16 protein-coding genes are annotated in these 15513 nt (G+C 57.3%); 10 read left to right on the top strand and 6 right to left on the bottom strand.

Going from position 1 to position 15513, the window contains the following annotated elements:
- Window position 1: 1 nt before the first annotated feature.
- Window positions 2-787, bottom strand: coding sequence for an endonuclease I family protein (locus tag J2S31_RS03560; RefSeq protein WP_237097688.1), 786 nt, complete (start codon window positions 785-787; stop codon window positions 2-4).
- 386 nt (window positions 788-1173) lie between these two features.
- On the opposite strand from J2S31_RS03560, the gene J2S31_RS03555 reads away from it, so the two are divergent.
- The 5 genes from J2S31_RS03555 (at window position 1174) to lpdA (ending at window position 7539) form a co-directional block, all read left to right on the top strand.
- Window positions 1174-1740, top strand: coding sequence for a formylglycine-generating enzyme family protein (locus J2S31_RS03555; protein WP_237097687.1), 567 nt, complete (start codon window positions 1174-1176; stop codon window positions 1738-1740).
- Entirely contained in the window at window positions 1719-2456 is a 738-nt protein-coding gene (locus J2S31_RS03550) for a molybdopterin-dependent oxidoreductase (RefSeq protein WP_237097686.1), read from the top strand. The genes J2S31_RS03555 and J2S31_RS03550 overlap by 22 nt, the downstream gene beginning before the upstream one ends.
- Window positions 2457-2574: 118 nt before the next feature.
- Window positions 2575-3753, top strand: coding sequence for an acyltransferase family protein (locus J2S31_RS03545; protein ID WP_237097685.1), 1179 nt, complete (start codon window positions 2575-2577; stop codon window positions 3751-3753).
- Between the two features lie 116 nt (window positions 3754-3869).
- Window positions 3870-5996 (top strand): pentapeptide repeat-containing protein, encoded by a 2127-nt coding sequence (locus J2S31_RS03540; protein WP_237097684.1) that lies wholly within the window; start codon window positions 3870-3872, stop codon window positions 5994-5996.
- A 100-nt stretch (window positions 5997-6096) separates the two neighbouring features.
- The gene (gene lpdA, locus J2S31_RS03535) at window positions 6097-7539 is read left to right on the top strand and encodes a dihydrolipoyl dehydrogenase (RefSeq protein WP_237097683.1); all 1443 of its coding nucleotides are present in this window, start codon (window positions 6097-6099) and stop codon (window positions 7537-7539) included.
- A 33-nt stretch (window positions 7540-7572) separates the two neighbouring features.
- Here the strand turns inward: lpdA and J2S31_RS03530 are convergent, their stop codons facing one another.
- Complete coding sequence (locus J2S31_RS03530) at window positions 7573-7896, bottom strand: Rieske (2Fe-2S) protein (RefSeq protein WP_237097682.1); 324 nt, start codon at window positions 7894-7896, stop codon at window positions 7573-7575.
- Between the two features lie 8 nt (window positions 7897-7904).
- Entirely contained in the window at window positions 7905-8177 is a 273-nt protein-coding gene (locus J2S31_RS03525) for a hypothetical protein (RefSeq protein ID WP_237097681.1), read from the bottom strand.
- A 201-nt stretch (window positions 8178-8378) separates the two neighbouring features.
- Here J2S31_RS03525 and J2S31_RS03520 point away from each other — a divergent pair, with 201 nt between their 5' ends.
- The 4 genes from J2S31_RS03520 to J2S31_RS03505 all read left to right on the top strand — a co-directional run bounded on the left by J2S31_RS03520 (window position 8379) and on the right by J2S31_RS03505 (window position 11242).
- Window positions 8379-8903 (top strand): tetratricopeptide repeat protein, encoded by a 525-nt coding sequence (locus J2S31_RS03520; RefSeq protein WP_237097680.1) that lies wholly within the window; start codon window positions 8379-8381, stop codon window positions 8901-8903.
- A 38-nt stretch (window positions 8904-8941) separates the two neighbouring features.
- Window positions 8942-10315, top strand: a complete 1374-nt coding sequence (locus J2S31_RS03515; RefSeq protein ID WP_237097679.1) for a dihydrolipoyl dehydrogenase family protein — start codon at window positions 8942-8944, stop codon at window positions 10313-10315.
- Window positions 10316-10450: 135 nt separating this feature from the next.
- Complete coding sequence (locus J2S31_RS03510) at window positions 10451-11011, top strand: hypothetical protein (protein ID WP_237097678.1); 561 nt, start codon at window positions 10451-10453, stop codon at window positions 11009-11011.
- A gap of 36 nt (window positions 11012-11047) precedes the next feature.
- Entirely contained in the window at window positions 11048-11242 is a 195-nt protein-coding gene (locus J2S31_RS03505; RefSeq protein ID WP_237097677.1) for a hypothetical protein, read from the top strand.
- Between the two features lie 4 nt (window positions 11243-11246).
- Here the strand turns inward: J2S31_RS03505 and gcvPA are convergent, their stop codons facing one another.
- The 3 genes from gcvPA to gcvT all read right to left on the bottom strand — a co-directional run bounded on the left by gcvPA (window position 11247) and on the right by gcvT (window position 14195).
- Window positions 11247-12590, bottom strand: a complete 1344-nt coding sequence (gene gcvPA, locus J2S31_RS03500) for an aminomethyl-transferring glycine dehydrogenase subunit GcvPA (protein WP_237097676.1) — start codon at window positions 12588-12590, stop codon at window positions 11247-11249.
- A gap of 25 nt (window positions 12591-12615) precedes the next feature.
- The gene (gene gcvH, locus J2S31_RS03495; RefSeq protein WP_237099888.1) at window positions 12616-13005 is read right to left on the bottom strand and encodes a glycine cleavage system protein GcvH; all 390 of its coding nucleotides are present in this window, start codon (window positions 13003-13005) and stop codon (window positions 12616-12618) included.
- A 71-nt stretch (window positions 13006-13076) separates the two neighbouring features.
- Window positions 13077-14195: a glycine cleavage system aminomethyltransferase GcvT gene (gene gcvT / locus J2S31_RS03490; RefSeq protein ID WP_237097675.1), complete on the bottom strand. Its 1119-nt coding sequence runs from the start codon at window positions 14193-14195 to the stop codon at window positions 13077-13079.
- Between the two features lie 195 nt (window positions 14196-14390).
- Here gcvT and J2S31_RS03485 point away from each other — a divergent pair, with 195 nt between their 5' ends.
- Entirely contained in the window at window positions 14391-15455 is a 1065-nt protein-coding gene (locus tag J2S31_RS03485; protein ID WP_237097674.1) for a nucleotidyltransferase family protein, read from the top strand.
- The last annotated feature ends 58 nt before the right edge of the window (window positions 15456-15513 follow it).

The following is a 15513-nucleotide window of genomic DNA, read 5'->3' as shown; positions in this document are numbered from 1 at the left end:
TTTAAAAATCATTAACATCTCTAATCAAAATTTCGGGGAAATCAATAAAAGGATTCCTGTTCCCCTGTTCCTGCTCTATTAGTGTATTTTTTTCTCTTTCCCATTTGTCCGGGGGATCTGAAAAATGCCATTCCCTCAACATGTCTTCTAAACTGTCAGAAAGTTTAATCTGATACTGGATAGACATATAAAAATAAGACCTGGCAATATCCCCTCTAATTGATTCCTGTGGTTCAACACTTCCATTTTCTTTTTCAAAATCGCATTTTCCGTATTTTCTTTTCTCACCCTCTATAATTCCATAAGGTAAATTTGATCTATCCCCATTAATTTCCCCCACCGAAGGGACCAGGTTGTGCATATCTGCTTCCATTTTTTTAAATTTCTCCGACTGTTTCCTGCAACATCTTCTTCCCTTATATCTCTCACCGTTCCCTTTTATACATATTTTCTCAATCCAGCATTGAAGGTTTTTTCCAAAAAAGGATGCAGGAACAATATGCTCCCACTCCAACCTGGTGCTTCGGGGATTGGTACTTTTTCTAGCAATATATCCACAAACTTGGGGATCTATTTTTTTGTCCTCTGAAAACGTGCATCCGCAGTAAAAAGTTTTATTGTGACCCGACTTTAGATAAATTTTATTAAGAATTCTTTTGGATGCGGAAAAACTGAAACATTTGGTGGGTTTAAGTGGATTATTACCGGGTGGAATCGGTTGGGGTTTGGACTCTAATTGAAGAGTTAAAGAAAAAGAGATAAAGAGCAGGATTGTAAATATTTTCATATCTCAAGGAGGGATACGGGTCCCCAAAAGACAATCAATTCTAGAGATCCGGTAGAACCTTATGTTTTATCTACAACACAGATTCAAAGTAAGAAATTCTTCTATACCTTCCAATTGAAAAAAAAGGTCTTTTACCATTTGGAACTATTATTTGTTTAATAAATCGATAGAACACGAATGAATGTTAAAATTCAATAATTTTGCACCTTTTTCCGTTGTTTTCTCATCATTTATCAATACAAATATTTTACAAAGTTTTATAAGTTATTGAAAAATTTGTGTTTAAAATATTAAAACTATTGAGTGGGAATAGGTTTTCCACGTTAGTCCTCGCCTGCTTTCCATTCCTTCTATTCGTATTCACTGTTCCCGCGTTTGCCGAAACCATGATCGAAATCCCCGCCGGGGAGTTTGTGATGGGCGCCGATGATGATCGGCGCACGGCTGCGACCCAAGCGTTCTTCATCGATGAGCATGAGGTGACGAATAAGGAATACGCGGATCTGGTACCCGGTTACACCTACCGCGAGGGGGCTGGGGGGCACCCGGTGACGCACGTCACCTTCCACGAGGCACAAAGTTACTGCAAACAACGTAAGGCGCGCCTGCCCACGGGCGACGAATGGGAAAAGGCGGCGCGCGGCACCGACGGCCTCCTCTACCCGTGGGGCAACCGCCCGGCCCGGCGCAAGCCGCACCCGTTCTACTCCGGCGTGGTCAAAAAAAACGCGGGCAGTAACCGCAAGGACGTCTCACCCTACGGTGTGCGCGACATGGCGGGGTCGGTGTGGGAATGGACCGACGCGGGCGACGGCGAGCAACGCGAAACGCGCGGCGGGTTGTGGAACCTGCACCTCGACTTCGAATACAGCAAAACCTTCGACCGCAACCGCCTCCCCGCGGATGCGCGGTTCATCTTTTTAGGATTCCGATGCGCACGCTCGGCCGACTGACACGCAGACGTTTCTTTAAGATCACCGGCATGCTCGCCGCGCTGATGGCGAGTCTCGTGCGACCCCTCCGCGCCGCCGCCACCGAACCCGATTATTTCTCGGGCACCGATTTCGTCGGCAAGACGCGCGCCGGACGCTACCGCGATTTCTACATCAACTACTGGCAACCCATGCGGCGCATCGATCCGGCGACATGGACACTCACCCTCGACGGCCTGGCGGAGGGGTCGGCCTCCCTCACCTTCGATAACCTGAAAGATTTCCCGATGCAATCCATGAACTCGCGGCTCAAGTGCGTCGAGTGCTGGTCGGCGCGCGCCACGTGGACGGGCTTTCCCTTCTCCGAGTTGGAGAAACTCGCGCCACCGAAACCGGAAGCCGTCGGCGTGCTGTTCCACTGCGCCGACGACTATAAGGAATACCTGCCGCTCGACGCCCTGCGCCATGCACGCACGTTGCTGGTGACACACATGAACGGCCAGCCGCTCACCGATGAACACGGCTTTCCCCTGCGCGTCATTTGCCCGTTCAAGTACGGCTACAAAAACCCCAAGGCCATCCTGCGCATGGAGTACGTGGACCGCGTGACCTACGGCACGTGGAGCAAGATCGGTCCGTACTCCCCCGACGGCACCATCCTGCCTGGCACCGATCACCCACTCGAGTTCGGCAAACGACCGCGCCGCATCCCCGGCGGCGAGATTTTCGACTACTGATTTTCGCGGCGCACCGCCGGACACGCCCCTCGCCCTTCCTTAAAAGCATGACAAGCCGCACCCCGGCCCTTACACTGGATGGAAGCGCCGCTCCCCATCAAGGAAGGACCGCACTCACTTGCCGACCACATCCGAGACCAAAATCCCTGTGCCTCAGTCCCCGGCCAGTCCGCCCACACCGGCGGCATCTCCCGTCGCCCGTTTCTGGACGCTGGATGTGTTGCGCGGCATCGCCGCGCTGGGTGTGGTGGTGTGGCACTACCGCCACTTCACACCGTTCGCGCCGTCGCTCGAAACTGAGCGCCCCTTCAACGCCCCGCTCCTGTTCTTTTACAACTCCGGCTTCGTGATGGTCGATCTGTTTTTCTGCCTGTCCGGATTCATCTTCTTCTGGAAGTATGCCGAGAGCATTCAAAGGCGCGAGATCGGGTTCCGCAGATTTCTCTACCTGCGCTGGACGCGGCTGTACCCTTTGCATCTGGCGACGCTGTTGTTCGTCGCCACAGCGCAGTTCTTCATCCATTCCAGCCACAACGCCTACTTCGTGTACCCGTTCAACGACGTGCGGCACTTTGTGCTGAACCTGTTCATGGTGTCGCAATGGGGATGGGAGGAAGGCCTGTCGTTCAATGGCCCGGCGTGGTCGATTTCCGTCGAGATGTTTCTGTACATTGCGTTCTTCGGCGTGGTGTTCGCCTTCGGGCGGCGCAACGCATTGGCGGCGGTTCTGCTGGCGGCGCTCGGCTGGTTTCTGTACGCCAACTATTACGACTGGATTTTATTGAAAGCGACGATCGGCGAGGGGCTGGTGTCGTTTTTCATGGGCGGGTTCGCGTACAAGATTTACAACCGCGCAACCCAGAGCGGCGAACGGCCAACCGCCATCGCGTTCACCGCATCCGCCGTTGCCATGCTGGCATTCTGGACGATCATCTATTTCATCACCTACCATCCCGGACCGTGGGCGGCTTCCCTCGGCAACTGGTTTTTCTGGACGGTGATTCTCGGATTTCCCACAACGGTGCTGTTCCTCGCCCTCATCGATCATTCCAAAACCGTCGAGGCCGTATTTCGCAGGCTCGCGTTTCTGGGCGACCTCTCGTACGCCGTGTACCTCCTGCATTTCCCCGTTCAGCTTCTTTTCTTTTTCGCCGTGCAGAGGATAGCGATCGACTTCACCCATCCCGCCGTCTTCTTGTTGTATGTCGGCGGCACCGTGGGCATCGCGTGGCTGGCGTACCTCGGATTCGAAGTCCCCGCCCGCCGGTATCTGCGCAAGCGGTTTTGCAAACCATAACTATCCCCGGCTGTTTCCTCGCGAAAGCGCCCCCAAAGAGATTCAACTTTTTGCCCTTTCCAACTGGATTCTGCTAGAATTTGATATCGGTAAGCCAAAGACGAGAGGCCGCGATCATGTCCTCCCCGAAGATGCCCCACAACGATGCCGGCAACAATGCCGAAGCCATTCCCGCCGAGGTTCCCCAGGAACTGGAGGACACGTACGAAGCCATCAAGGCGCGGCACGATGAAATCTCGCGCAACATCCGCTCGGTGGCGCTGGCGCTCATGTCCTATGCGCTGTTCTGTTTCCTCACGCTGGGCCAGTCGGACGACATCGTCTTCAGGGAAACCGGGAAGATCCAGATTCCATTTTCCGGCGGCATTGCTGTCAACTTCAGCACCTTTTTCATTGTGGGCCCGATCATCCTGATCGTCCTCACCTTTTACCTGCACATCTTCATCCACGAACTGCAACGCTGCGAATTGGAAGCCTCGCGCAAACTGCCGTTCGTGTTCAACCTGGACAACTGGTTCGCCAAAGGCATCACCTTTTTCATTTTTTATTTTCTGACTCCGCTGGTCTTTCTTTCGTTCATCTGGTCGATCCGCGCGTCGGAGCATGTGACCTTTTGGTCGTTGGTGGCTCTTGCGGTGTGCCTGACCCTAGTGTGGCTGTTTCACTGCGCCACCCAGATGAAAGGACAATCCCTCCGGCGCCAGCCCATTCCACTGATGATCCTGCTGGCGGTGTTCATCGTCTCCGCGGTGCCTGGGAACCTCACGTTTTTCGGCCCCATCAAGCTGGTCAAATCCGACCTGAAAGACGTCAGCTTTCAGAATTACATATTGAACCGGATGAACGCCGATTTCGCACACCTGGAGCATTCCGACTTCAGCCGCAACCAGAACGTGAAGAACGCCCTGTTCAACAACGCCTATCTGAACAACACCAATTTTTCCGGCACCAACCTGACCCAATCCATATTCCGAAAATGCGATCTCACCGGCACCCGTTTTCGCGGCGCGAACCTGAGCGGCGCCATGTTTCAGGAGGCGCAACTGACTGGGAGCGACTTTTCCCCGTTCATCGCCCCCGCCGAACCCGAACCGGCCGGTTTTTCCTGGCTCAACCTGTTCTGGAGCGACAGCCGGAAATCGAAAGCGCCCGGCCAAGTGGCCTCCGAACTGCAAGCCGGCAGTCCCGCACCTTTCTCCGCGCCCACGGAAAGTGAAAACGGAGGAGACAGCCCGATCCAACCCGACACCGCCAGCAACCAATCGGAAAAACTCGCGTCCAAGTCCAGCGTTCCTCAGCGCACTCTGATAAAGAACGCAGACTTCACCCTGGCACAGCTGAGCGAGGTCAATCTCAGTTCCGCCGACATGGAAGGCGCGCGTTTCAACAATGCGCTGATCGAAGGCTCCATCTTCTCCAGCGCTTCGCTGACTCGCGCCGACTTTTCCGGGGCCCGGATCAATGATTCCATCTTTCAGAAAGCGCAAATGAGTTCCACGCAATTCGTGCGCACCGAGATCCGGGACAGCCGTTTCAATGACGCGCCGCTCAAGCAATCGGTGTTTCAGAACGCGTTCCTCACCAACGTCAAATTCAACGGCTCCGACCTCGGCCATTCCAGCTTTTCGGAGACCGATTTCGACCGCGTCGACTTCAGCCACGCCAGCCTGGAGGGTTCCGATCTCTCCGGCAACAACTTTTACGAAGTCATGTTTGAAAACACCAACATGGCCTATGTGCTCCTCAACCTGGCGGACCTGACCCACAGCACCGCACTGGACACGGATTTCAGCGGGGCGGACCTTTCCGGCACGCTGTTTTACCAGGCCAACCTGACGGGATCGCGTTTTCAGAATGCGGACCTGGATTCCGTCGATTTCACCGGAGCCAATCTCAAATTCGCGGATTTCCGCAATGCGCGCAACCTGCGCGATGCGAAGGGCCGCCTGCAATCCACCCTCACAACAGCCGAGAACTGGAAGAAAGCATTGTGGGACGACGACATCCGCAAGGAGATGGGCATCGACGACTCGACGCTGGACCGTTCCATCATGCTGTTTGTCGACCATCATTTCGGCAACGAGTCGCAGGAAGAAAGGAGCCGGATCACCCGGAGCATCCGGGAATTTTACGGGCTCGTGCCGGCTCCCGCACAACAGAAGGCGCTCTCCATCAAGGCATTGGGACGAAACCCGGACGGCACCAGCCAGAACCGGCCGCTTCCCCCCACCGGCAATCGTTGACCCCGCCTCCACGTATTGGCGTTTGTAAGGTCCCTGCGGTTTCTTCCGACATGGCCTGCGATTCGCACTAAATTGTGGTTTAATGAATCCGGGAGTGGACATGTCGAAAAAAGATTACAACCTCATCGTGATCGGCGGCGGCTCGGCGGGCCTGGTTTCGGCCTATATCGGCTCCGTGCTGAAAGCCAAAGTGGCGCTCATCGAAAAACACAAGATGGGCGGCGACTGCCTGAACACCGGCTGCGTGCCGAGCAAGGCGCTCATCCGCAGCGGCAAAATCCTTTCTTACATCCAGCGCCATGAAAAGTTCGGGTTGAAATCCGCGAATGTGGAGTTCGATTTCGCCGATATCATGGAACGCGTGCAGTCCATCATCAGCAAAGTCGAGCCGCATGACAGCATCGAGCGCTACACGCGGCTGGGCGTGGACTGCTTCACCGGCGAGGCGCGGATCCGCTCCCCGCACGAAGTGGAAGTGAACGGCAAGGTCCTCACCACGAAGAACATCATCATCGCCACCGGCGCGCGCCCGGCGGTGCCGCCGATCCCCGGCCTCGATCAGGTGGAACCGCTCACTTCCGAAAATTTATGGAACCTGCGCGAACTACCGAAGCGCCTGCTGGTGGCGGGCGGCGGTCCCATCGGCTCCGAGCTGGCGCAGGCATTCGCCCGCGTCGGGAGCCAGGTGACGCAGGTGGAGATGTTGCCGGACATCTTGAGCCGCGAAGACGCCGAAGTCAGCAGGACCGTGCGCCAGAAATTCCTCGCCGAAGGCATCGACGTGCGGGTGAACACGAAGTGCAAGGAAGTGGTGAAGGAAGGAAGCCGCACCTTCATGCAGGTGGAAGGACCGCAGGGCATGGAGAAAATCGAGTTCGACCGCATACTCATCGCCGTCGGCCGGGCGGCGAATGCGAAAGGATTCGGGTTGGAAGAGATCGGCGTGAAGCTCGGTCCGCGCGGCACGGTGGAGGTGGACGAATACCTGCGCACCACCACACACAAGAACATCTACGCCTGCGGCGACGTCGCGGGACCGTACCAGTTCACCCACACCGCCGCGCATCAGGCGTGGTACTGCGCTGTCAACGCGCTGTTCAGTCCGTTCAAAAAGTTCAAGGTCGATTACCGCGTCATTCCGTGGTGCACGTTCACCGATCCGGAAGTGGCGCGCGTCGGCCTGAACGAGATGGAAGCGAAGGAGAAAAACATTCCGTATGAAGTGACGACTTACGGCATCGACGACCTCGACCGCGCCATCGCCGACAGCGAGGACCACGGTTTCGTGAAAGTGCTGACACCGCCGGGCAAAGATAAAATTCTAGGCGTGACGATCGTCGGCTACCACGCGGGGGACCTCATCGCCGAATACGTGCTGGCCATGAAGCACGGCCTCGGCCTGAACAAAATCCTCGGCACCATCCACATCTACCCCACCATGGCGGAAGCCAACAAGTTCGCCGCCGGCGCCTGGAAACAGGCGCACGCGCCCACGGGCCTGCTCAAGTGGATTCAGAAATTCCACACCTGGCGGCGGGGATGATATGTTCCCGCGCGCCCAGTCATTGTTGTGTTTTCAGATTTCGATGTAGAGTCCGTCGTCGCGCACCTGCACGCGGTAGGTCGGCTGGGACTGGGTGCGGTCGAACTTGCACAGTCCCGTCTTGATGTGCCACGGGTGGCCTTCCATCGAGCAGGCGGCATACATGCCCTTCAGCGTGCCGCGGCCGAGGCTCGACCCGCACATCTTGCAGGAATCGGTGATGACGTAATAACGGCCGCCACTCTGGTACAGGGCCAGCGTGTAAGGGTAGTCCGTAAACGGATGGTTGAACTGGACAATGCGGCCTTCATTTTCGGCGGGAGCTTCCTCCAGCCCGGAGATTTTGACGTCGGACATGAGTTCGGTTAGTCCTTGGGCAGATAGGGACCGAAATGGTCGCGGAAGTATTTCTCCAGGTCCCAGCGAAACCGGCCCTTGAGGTGCGGCAGTTTCTCCGCCACTTCGTGGTCGAACTTCACATACTCTTCGGAAAGGGTTTGGACCTCGTCCGCGCGCTTCACGTTGGGGTCCAGGTAGGAGTCGCCCAAAGCGGAGGAGGCGACGATCAGGTCCTGCCCCTTGCGGATCCAGCGACCCAGCAGCAGGCGTTCTTCATTGGAACCGGGTTCAATACTCATACTTTTCCTAACTTCCTCTATTCTTACGGGTTATCGGACAAAACAAGGGCGTAATGATTTGAAAAGATACGACCGGAGGCCCCTGCGCGGATTTGCGGGGACGGGTGTTGAAAAATGGTTGGGTAATAAGTTAGCATAGGGTCCTCAGAATATCAACGACTTGCAATCCTGCAATCCCGGTCCACCATTAAAGGAATTAGAATGACGACGGAAAGTGAAACTCCGCGATCTGCGGAGCAATGGTTTCAAATAGGCCTCGAGCGCGGCCGCGCTGGAGACAACGACGGCGCTATCGAGGCGTACGATAAATGCACTGATCAGGACCCGAACCACTTCAAAGCCTGGTTCAACAAAGGCATCCGCTACGGCAAGATTCCAAAAAACGTGAAGGCGATGGAATGCTTTCAGAAAGCCGTGGAGCTGAAGCCGGATGACGTGATGGCGCATTACAGCCTGGGCCTCATCCTCAACCTGCTCGGCATGATCGACGAGTCGGTCAAACATTATGAAGCGGCGCTCAAGATCAATCCCAACTTCGCCCGCGCCCACAGCAACCTGGCCACGGTGCATTATTCGGTCAAACGCGGACGCGAGGCCATCCACCACCTGCGCATCGCCAAGGATCTGTTCAAGGAACAGGGCGATGCGTTGATGACGGAAACGGCGGAGGACCTTCTGCGCGAGTGCTACCACGAGTTCAAAATGTCGCCGGAAGACTTCGAGTGACGTCCCTTCCCGCTTCTTCCAACTGATTCGCATCCATCATGGATTATGACGTCATCGTGATCGGCGGCGGCTCCGCGGGTTACGCCGCGGCGAGCGCCGCCGAACGCGCCGGAGCCAGGGTCGCCATCTTCGATCCGGGCCCCTTGGGCGGATTGTGTATCCTGCGCGGGTGCATGCCGACCAAAACCATCCTGCGTTCGTCGGACGTGATGGCGCTGATGCACCGGGCCGGGGAGTTTGGCCTCGCCACCGACAACCCGCGCGCCAACCTCGCCGCCATCCTGGACCGCAAAACGAAACTGATCGACGACTTCACCCGCTACCGCGTCGAGCAGTTGAAAAGCCCCCGGTTCACGTTGATCGAGGAACGCGCGCGGTTCGTTTCCTCCACTGCCGTTGAGGCCGGCGGCAAACGCTACAGCGCCCACGCCTTCATCATCGCCACCGGTTCCGTCATTGCCGAAATCCCCGTGCCGGGTCTCAAAGAAGCCGGGTTCCTGACCAGCGACGACGTGCTGGAGTTGCGCGAACAACCGGATTCAATGATCGTGCTGGGGGCGGGATTCGTCGGCGTGGAACTGGCGCAGTTTTTCCAACGCATCGGCACACAGGTGACCCTGGTGCAACGGAGCGGCCACATCCTGTCGGCGCAGGACGAGGACATGGCGCGCCCGGTGGAAGCCCGCTTCCGCGAAGAGGGCATGGCCGTGCACACCGGCACGCGCGACCTGAAAGTCAGCGTGCAGAACGGCAAACGCTGTGCCCACTTTATGCACGAGGGGCAAGAAACCACCGTATCCGCATCCACCATCTTAAACGCGCTCGGCCGAACGCCGAACGTGGCTGGGCTGAATCTGGATGCGGCGGGGGTGAAGCTGGGCGATTGGGGCATCGCCGTGGACAGCACCATGCGCACCAGCAAACGCAACATCTTCGCCGTGGGCGACGTCAACGGCCTGCACGAGGTGGTGCACATCGCCATTCAGCAGGGCGAGATCGCCGCGCACAACGCGCTGAACCCCGACGGCACGCAACAGCGGTTTGAGGAACGGCTGAAGACCAGCGTGGTGTTCACCGACCCCGCGGTAGCCAGCATCGGGTACTCCGAGAAGGAGTGCCGGGCGAACGACTGGCCGTACCTCGCCGCGTCGTACCCGTTCGACGATCACGGCAAGTCGCTGTGCCTGGGCGAGACGCACGGTCTGGTGAAACTGCTGTGCCATCCGGAAAACGGCGCGCTCATCGGCGGGCACATCACCGGCCCGGAGGCGGGCGAGTTGATCCACCACCTCACTGCCGTCATGTACTACCACGGCACCGTGCACGATATGCTGAAGATGCCGTACTACCACCCCACCCTGTCTGAAATTCTCACCTACCCTGCCGAGGAGTTGGCCGATAAAATCGGTTGACCGCGCGGGCGCATTCATTTTTAGTTGATTTTTTCGCCTGTCCGAACCATCTTAAAGTTATCAGTACCATTCACCCGCCTTGTTCCGGAATCTCCCGGCCGGGAACCGTTTCGGAAAACAATTGAGGAGTCAATCATGAAACGCCGATCGATCATCCTGTTCCTTCTGCTCGCCACCACGGGGTGTGCGCATTTCGTGGACCCGGCGCGCGACCATGAACTCGAAACCAACAAACAGTACTGGCTGGATTACGACGCCAGCCGTCGCGGCACGTTTTTTTTCAAGGACAGTGAGGGCAATTACAAAACCTGCGCCGAACCCTCGCCGGACGTGGCCTACAAACTGGCCGAAAAGCTGGAAGCCATGGGCACCTACGCCGGAGTCGAAGGCAAGGGCAAAGCCGAGTTCAATCAGGATGTGGTCAACCTGGCCGAGCGCACGCAGATGATCATGTTTCTGCGGGAAGCCCTGTTCCGCCTGTGCGAATTGAGCATGAACTCCGACATGAAACCCGAGGACCACGTGAACTTATATAAAGAAGTGCTGAAAGCCGCGTTGAACCTGGCCGAATCTGATGCCGCCAAAAGCAAGGCCCAATTGACGGAAGCGGAAACCAAGCGGTTGGAAACCCTGCAGAAAATCAAAAAGAGCACCGGGTCCCTGCTTGAAGGCATGGAAAACCCCTCCAACCCCTGACGGGCGGCTTTACGTTAAATAAACAAGGAGAGCGTGATGAGTGGGTTCACGGATGTGTTGAAGAAACTGAAAGAACAGGATAAGGAATTCGTCGCCATGCTTGGCGGACGAGAGGTGCCCGTCAAGATCAAAACCATTCAGGACGACTGGGTCGTTTTGATTGACGGCGCCAACCACCAGAGGTACGACCTGCACATCTTCAACGTGATCATCGTCAGCACGGTGCAGTGAAAAGTCAGATGCGGCCGAGTTGGTCGGCGAGGCGGTCGATCTGGTCCTGCGGGGTGAGTTCGGTGGCGCAGATCAGCAGGCAGTTGGCGAGTTCTTCGTAGTGCTGGCCGAGCGGCAAGCCGGCGACGATCTTCTCCTGCAACAGTTGATCGCGCACTTCCTCGGCGGGCTTCGGGCACTCCAGCACGAATTCGTTGTAGGTTTCGCCGGAGAAGCGGATCTTGAAACCTTTCAGCTTCGACAGCTTGTTCTTCATGTAATCGGCGTGGAGCAGGTTGCGTTTCGCCACCTCGTGCATGCCGTCCTTGCCCATCACCGCCATGTACACCGTGGTCGCCAACGCGCACAGGCCTTGGTTGGTGCAGATGTTGGAGGTCGCCTTCTCGCGGCGGATATGCTGTTCGCGCGTCGCCAAGGTCAGCGCATAGGCACGGTGGCCTTCGCGGTCCAGCGTTTCGCCGACGATGCGGCCCGGCAGTTGGCGGAAAAACTCTTCCTTCGTGGCGAAGAAACCGACGTACGGCCCGCCGTACGACACCGGCAGGCCCAGCGCCTGCCCTTCGCCAATGCAGATGTCCGCGCCGCGCTCGCCCGGCGGTTTCAAAATTCCAAGCGACGTCGCCTCCGCCACCGCCACCACCAGGCGCGTGTTCTTTTCTTTTAGAAACTCGCTCAACTCCGCATACTGCTCGACCACGCCGAAAAAATTCGGGCTCTGGATCACCACGCAACCGGTGTTGTCGGTGAGGTTCTGTTTGATGAATTCGAGATCGAAGCGTCCGTCGCCGCCGAACGGGATTTCCTTGTAGGTGATGCCGAGCCCCTGCGTGTAGGTGCGGGACACGTGCCGGTATTCCGGGTGCACGCTCTTCGCAACCAGAACCTCGGTGCCGCCGTTGATGCGGTGCGCCATCAGCACCGCCTCCGCCAGCGCCGATGAGCCGTCGTACATCGACGCGTTGGCGATCTCCATTCCCGTCAACATGCAGATCATGCTCTGGAATTCGAAGATGGCCTGCAGGGTGCCCTGGCTGACTTCCGGCTGGTACGGCGTGTAGCAGGTGGCGAACTCGCCGCGCAGGATCATGTGGTTCACGATCGACGGGGTGAAATGCCGGTACGCGCCCGCGCCCAAAAACACCGAGTACTCGTCCGGGTTCAGGTTGCGCGCCTCCAGCCGCCGCATGGCCTGCACCATGTCCGCCTCGGAAAGCGCGGCGGGCAGGTTCAGCGGTTCCACCAGCCGCAGGCTTTCGGGGATGGAATGGAACAATTCGGTCACGTCGCCAATGCCGATGGCGGCGAGCATTTCCTGGATATCGGTTTCTGTGTGCGGGATGTAGCGCATTTCGGAGCAGAGGGGGGTTAGAAGATTACTGATTCTGTTCTTTCAGGAAGTTTTCGTAGTCGGCGGCAGAGAGCAGGCCGTTTTTCTCGCTGGCGTCCTTCAGCTCCACTTCGACAATCCAGCCCTTGCCATAGGGTTCCTGGTTGATGAGCTCCGGATGCGCTTCGAGTTCCTTGTTGATCTTGGTCACTTTGCCGCTGGCGGGAGCGTAGAGGTCCGACACCGTTTTGACCGACTCCACCACGCCGAACGTGCTCTCCTGTTGCAGGTCGGAACCTTCCTTCGGCAGTTCGACAAACACCACGTCGCCCAACTGGTCCTGTGCGAACTCCGTGATGCCGATCACGCCCTTGTTTCCGTCGATGCGCAGCCACTCGTGCTCGCGCGTGTACATCAGGTCCTTCGGGACTTCCATCATCGCCTCCTGTTATTTATTGCATCGGGGGGCGGCCGGGAATCGGAACCCGACCGGCGCGCCATCCTGTTTCAGTTTTTCCTGACGTTGCTGGGCACCATGGGGAGGGAAATGATTTCCGCCGACACCGCCTGATTGCGGATTTCCACCGAAACCTCGTTGCCCACCTGGGCCATCTCTGTGGGTACATAACACAGAGCCACCCCGGTATTCAAGGACGGGGAAAAGGTGCCGCTGGTGATTTCGCCCACCGCCTGACCGTCCTTCAGTATCCGGTAATGCGAGCGGGGCACGCCGCGCTCCTTCATTTTGATCGCCACGAGCTTCCGTTGCAATCCCATTTCCTTTTGTTTTTTAAGCGCTTCCTTGCCAAGGAAGTCGGCTGACTTGTTCAGTTTGATGACGAATCCGAGCCGCGCTTCGAGCGGATTGTGCTCGGCGTCGATCTCCTGTCCGTAAAGCGGATAGCCCATTTCGATGCGCAGGGTGTCGCGCGCGCCCAGGCCGATGGGTTGCAGGCCGTATTGTTTTCCCGCTTCCAGAATTTTTTCGTACACCGCCGCCGCATCGTCCACGGACAGGTAAATCTCGAATCCGTCCTCGCCGGTGTAACCCGTGCGGGAGATGATGCAATCGGCGCCCTCGATCTTGCCCCGCTGGAACGTGTAGTAGGCGATGTCGCCCACCGGGATGTCCAGCATCGGCTTCAACAGCGCTTCGGCGTGCTTGCCCTGCACCGCCAACTGCGCTGTCTGGTCGCTCGTGTTCTCGACCGTGACGTCGAAGCCCTGCGTCTGCCGCTCGATCCAGTCGAAATCCTTGTCCGTGTTGGCGGCGTTGACGCACAGGAAATAATGATCGTCGTCGAAGCGGTGGATCAGGAGGTCGTCCACCACGCCGCCGTTCTCGTAGCACATCAGGCTGTAGAGGATGCCGCCGTCGGTCATCTTTTCCACATCGTTGGTGACCAGGCGTTGCAGAAAGGCCGTGGCCTGCGGGCCCTTCACCTCCACCTCGCCCATGTGGCTGACGTCAAAGATACCGACGCCGTCGCGCACGGTGCGGTGTTCGTCCATGACCCCCTTATACTGAATGGGCATGTCCCATCCGGCGAACGGCACCATTTTGGCGCCCAGACGGACATGGATGGCATGAAGGGGGGTGGTTTTTAAAGGCGTATTGACAGACATGTCTTTTTACTATGACAAAAATTTCACGGCATGTAAAACCACTTGTATAATGAAAATGAGCCGGGAGATCAACCCACGATTGGATTTACCCTTAATTCATAGTATATTAGGCGCTTTTTTCCGGCGGGAATACATTGACTCCATGTTTTCCGGTTTCATATTTATAATGGTATCACCGATTGCCTGACAAAAACCATGGACGTTCCGTACCAGTACAAACAATTCGATGCGGTCGTGGTGGCAGGGGAAGGCCTGCACAGCTACCAGGTGCTACACCAGCACAAGGCGTTTCTCGAAATCGAGAACCGCTCGGTGGTGAGCTACGTCATCGACGCCCTGCTGAAGGCGCGCTCGGTGCGCCACATCTTTGTGGTCGGTAAGGAAAAAGAACTGCGCGAACACCTGCGGCGCGACGGCATCAACCTGCACCATCCGAAAACCATCACCCTGCTGGAGCAGAAACAGTCGCTTTACGAGAACGTCTGGTTCGCCTACATGGAGAGCCTGCCGGAGCCGGTGCCGGAGTCGCACCTCGAAAACTCCATTCACAAGGACAAGGCGCTGTTGGTGGTGCCGTGCGACTCGCCGTTGATCACGCCGCATGAGATCGACTATTTCATAGCCCATGCGGACACGGACCATTACGATTACGTGCTGGGACTGACGCCGGAGAAGGCGATGCGGCCATTCTACCCGAAAAAGGGCGAGCCCGGCATCAAGATGGCCTACCTGCACCTGAGGGAAGACAAGTACCGCATCAACAACATGCACCTGGTGAAGCCGGCGCGCATCGAAAACCGGCATTACATCCAGACCATGTACCAGTACCGCTACCAGCGCGACATCAAAAACGTGGTCCGTTTCGGCATCGAGCTGTTCAAAAAGGACCGCTACCGCGGCTACCGGTTTTACCTGTGCCTCCTCGTGTGCCTGATGTGCGCCCGCCTGAAACTGGACCGGGTGGCGGACTGGGTTCGACGCTGGGTGCCGAAACGGCATCTGGAGGCATGGGTTTCGCATGGTCTCAAAACCCGCTTCATGAGCCTGGTCACGCCGTTTCCCGGCGCCACACTGGACATCGACAACAACCGCGATTTCGAAGTGATGAAACTCCGTTTCCGGGACTGGAAACAGTACCTGCGCGGGCTGGTTGAGCAGTACCCCCTGCCGGAGGACCTGTCCGCCAAAACGGCCATGACCCAGGCTCCGGTTTCCTCCAAGATGGACGTTCCCGGCCAGGACATCGAGACGGTCCGTTGACCGCAACCGGCCGGACCCGCCCTTTCCGTAAAAAGAAATACGGCGCTTCCAAGAACTT

It is taken from the genome of Nitrospina gracilis Nb-211, from assembly GCF_021845525.1.
GTDB lineage: Bacteria > Nitrospinota > Nitrospinia > Nitrospinales > Nitrospinaceae > Nitrospina > Nitrospina gracilis_A.
This window is presented reverse-complemented; position numbering and strand designations above follow the sequence as displayed.

Coding starts and splice junctions, on each gene's coding strand:
- J2S31_RS03540 (WP_237097684.1), top strand. CDS start 3,870: ATGTCCTCCCCGAAGATGCCCCACAACGATGCCGGCAACAATGCCGAA.
- J2S31_RS03560 (WP_237097688.1), bottom strand. CDS start 787: ATGAAAATATTTACAATCCTGCTCTTTATCTCTTTTTCTTTAACTCTT.
- J2S31_RS03550 (WP_237097686.1), top strand. CDS start 1,719: ATGCGCACGCTCGGCCGACTGACACGCAGACGTTTCTTTAAGATCACC.
- J2S31_RS03555 (WP_237097687.1), top strand. CDS start 1,174: ATGATCGAAATCCCCGCCGGGGAGTTTGTGATGGGCGCCGATGATGAT.
- J2S31_RS03485 (WP_237097674.1), top strand. CDS start 14,391: ATGGACGTTCCGTACCAGTACAAACAATTCGATGCGGTCGTGGTGGCA.
- lpdA (WP_237097683.1), top strand. CDS start 6,097: ATGTCGAAAAAAGATTACAACCTCATCGTGATCGGCGGCGGCTCGGCG.
- gcvH (WP_237099888.1), bottom strand. CDS start 13,005: ATGGAAGTCCCGAAGGACCTGATGTACACGCGCGAGCACGAGTGGCTG.
- J2S31_RS03515 (WP_237097679.1), top strand. CDS start 8,942: ATGGATTATGACGTCATCGTGATCGGCGGCGGCTCCGCGGGTTACGCC.
- J2S31_RS03525 (WP_237097681.1), bottom strand. CDS start 8,177: ATGAGTATTGAACCCGGTTCCAATGAAGAACGCCTGCTGCTGGGTCGC.
- J2S31_RS03520 (WP_237097680.1), top strand. CDS start 8,379: ATGACGACGGAAAGTGAAACTCCGCGATCTGCGGAGCAATGGTTTCAA.
- J2S31_RS03510 (WP_237097678.1), top strand. CDS start 10,451: ATGAAACGCCGATCGATCATCCTGTTCCTTCTGCTCGCCACCACGGGG.
- J2S31_RS03505 (WP_237097677.1), top strand. CDS start 11,048: ATGAGTGGGTTCACGGATGTGTTGAAGAAACTGAAAGAACAGGATAAG.
- gcvPA (WP_237097676.1), bottom strand. CDS start 12,590: ATGCGCTACATCCCGCACACAGAAACCGATATCCAGGAAATGCTCGCC.
- gcvT (WP_237097675.1), bottom strand. CDS start 14,195: ATGTCTGTCAATACGCCTTTAAAAACCACCCCCCTTCATGCCATCCAT.
- J2S31_RS03530 (WP_237097682.1), bottom strand. CDS start 7,896: ATGTCCGACGTCAAAATCTCCGGGCTGGAGGAAGCTCCCGCCGAAAAT.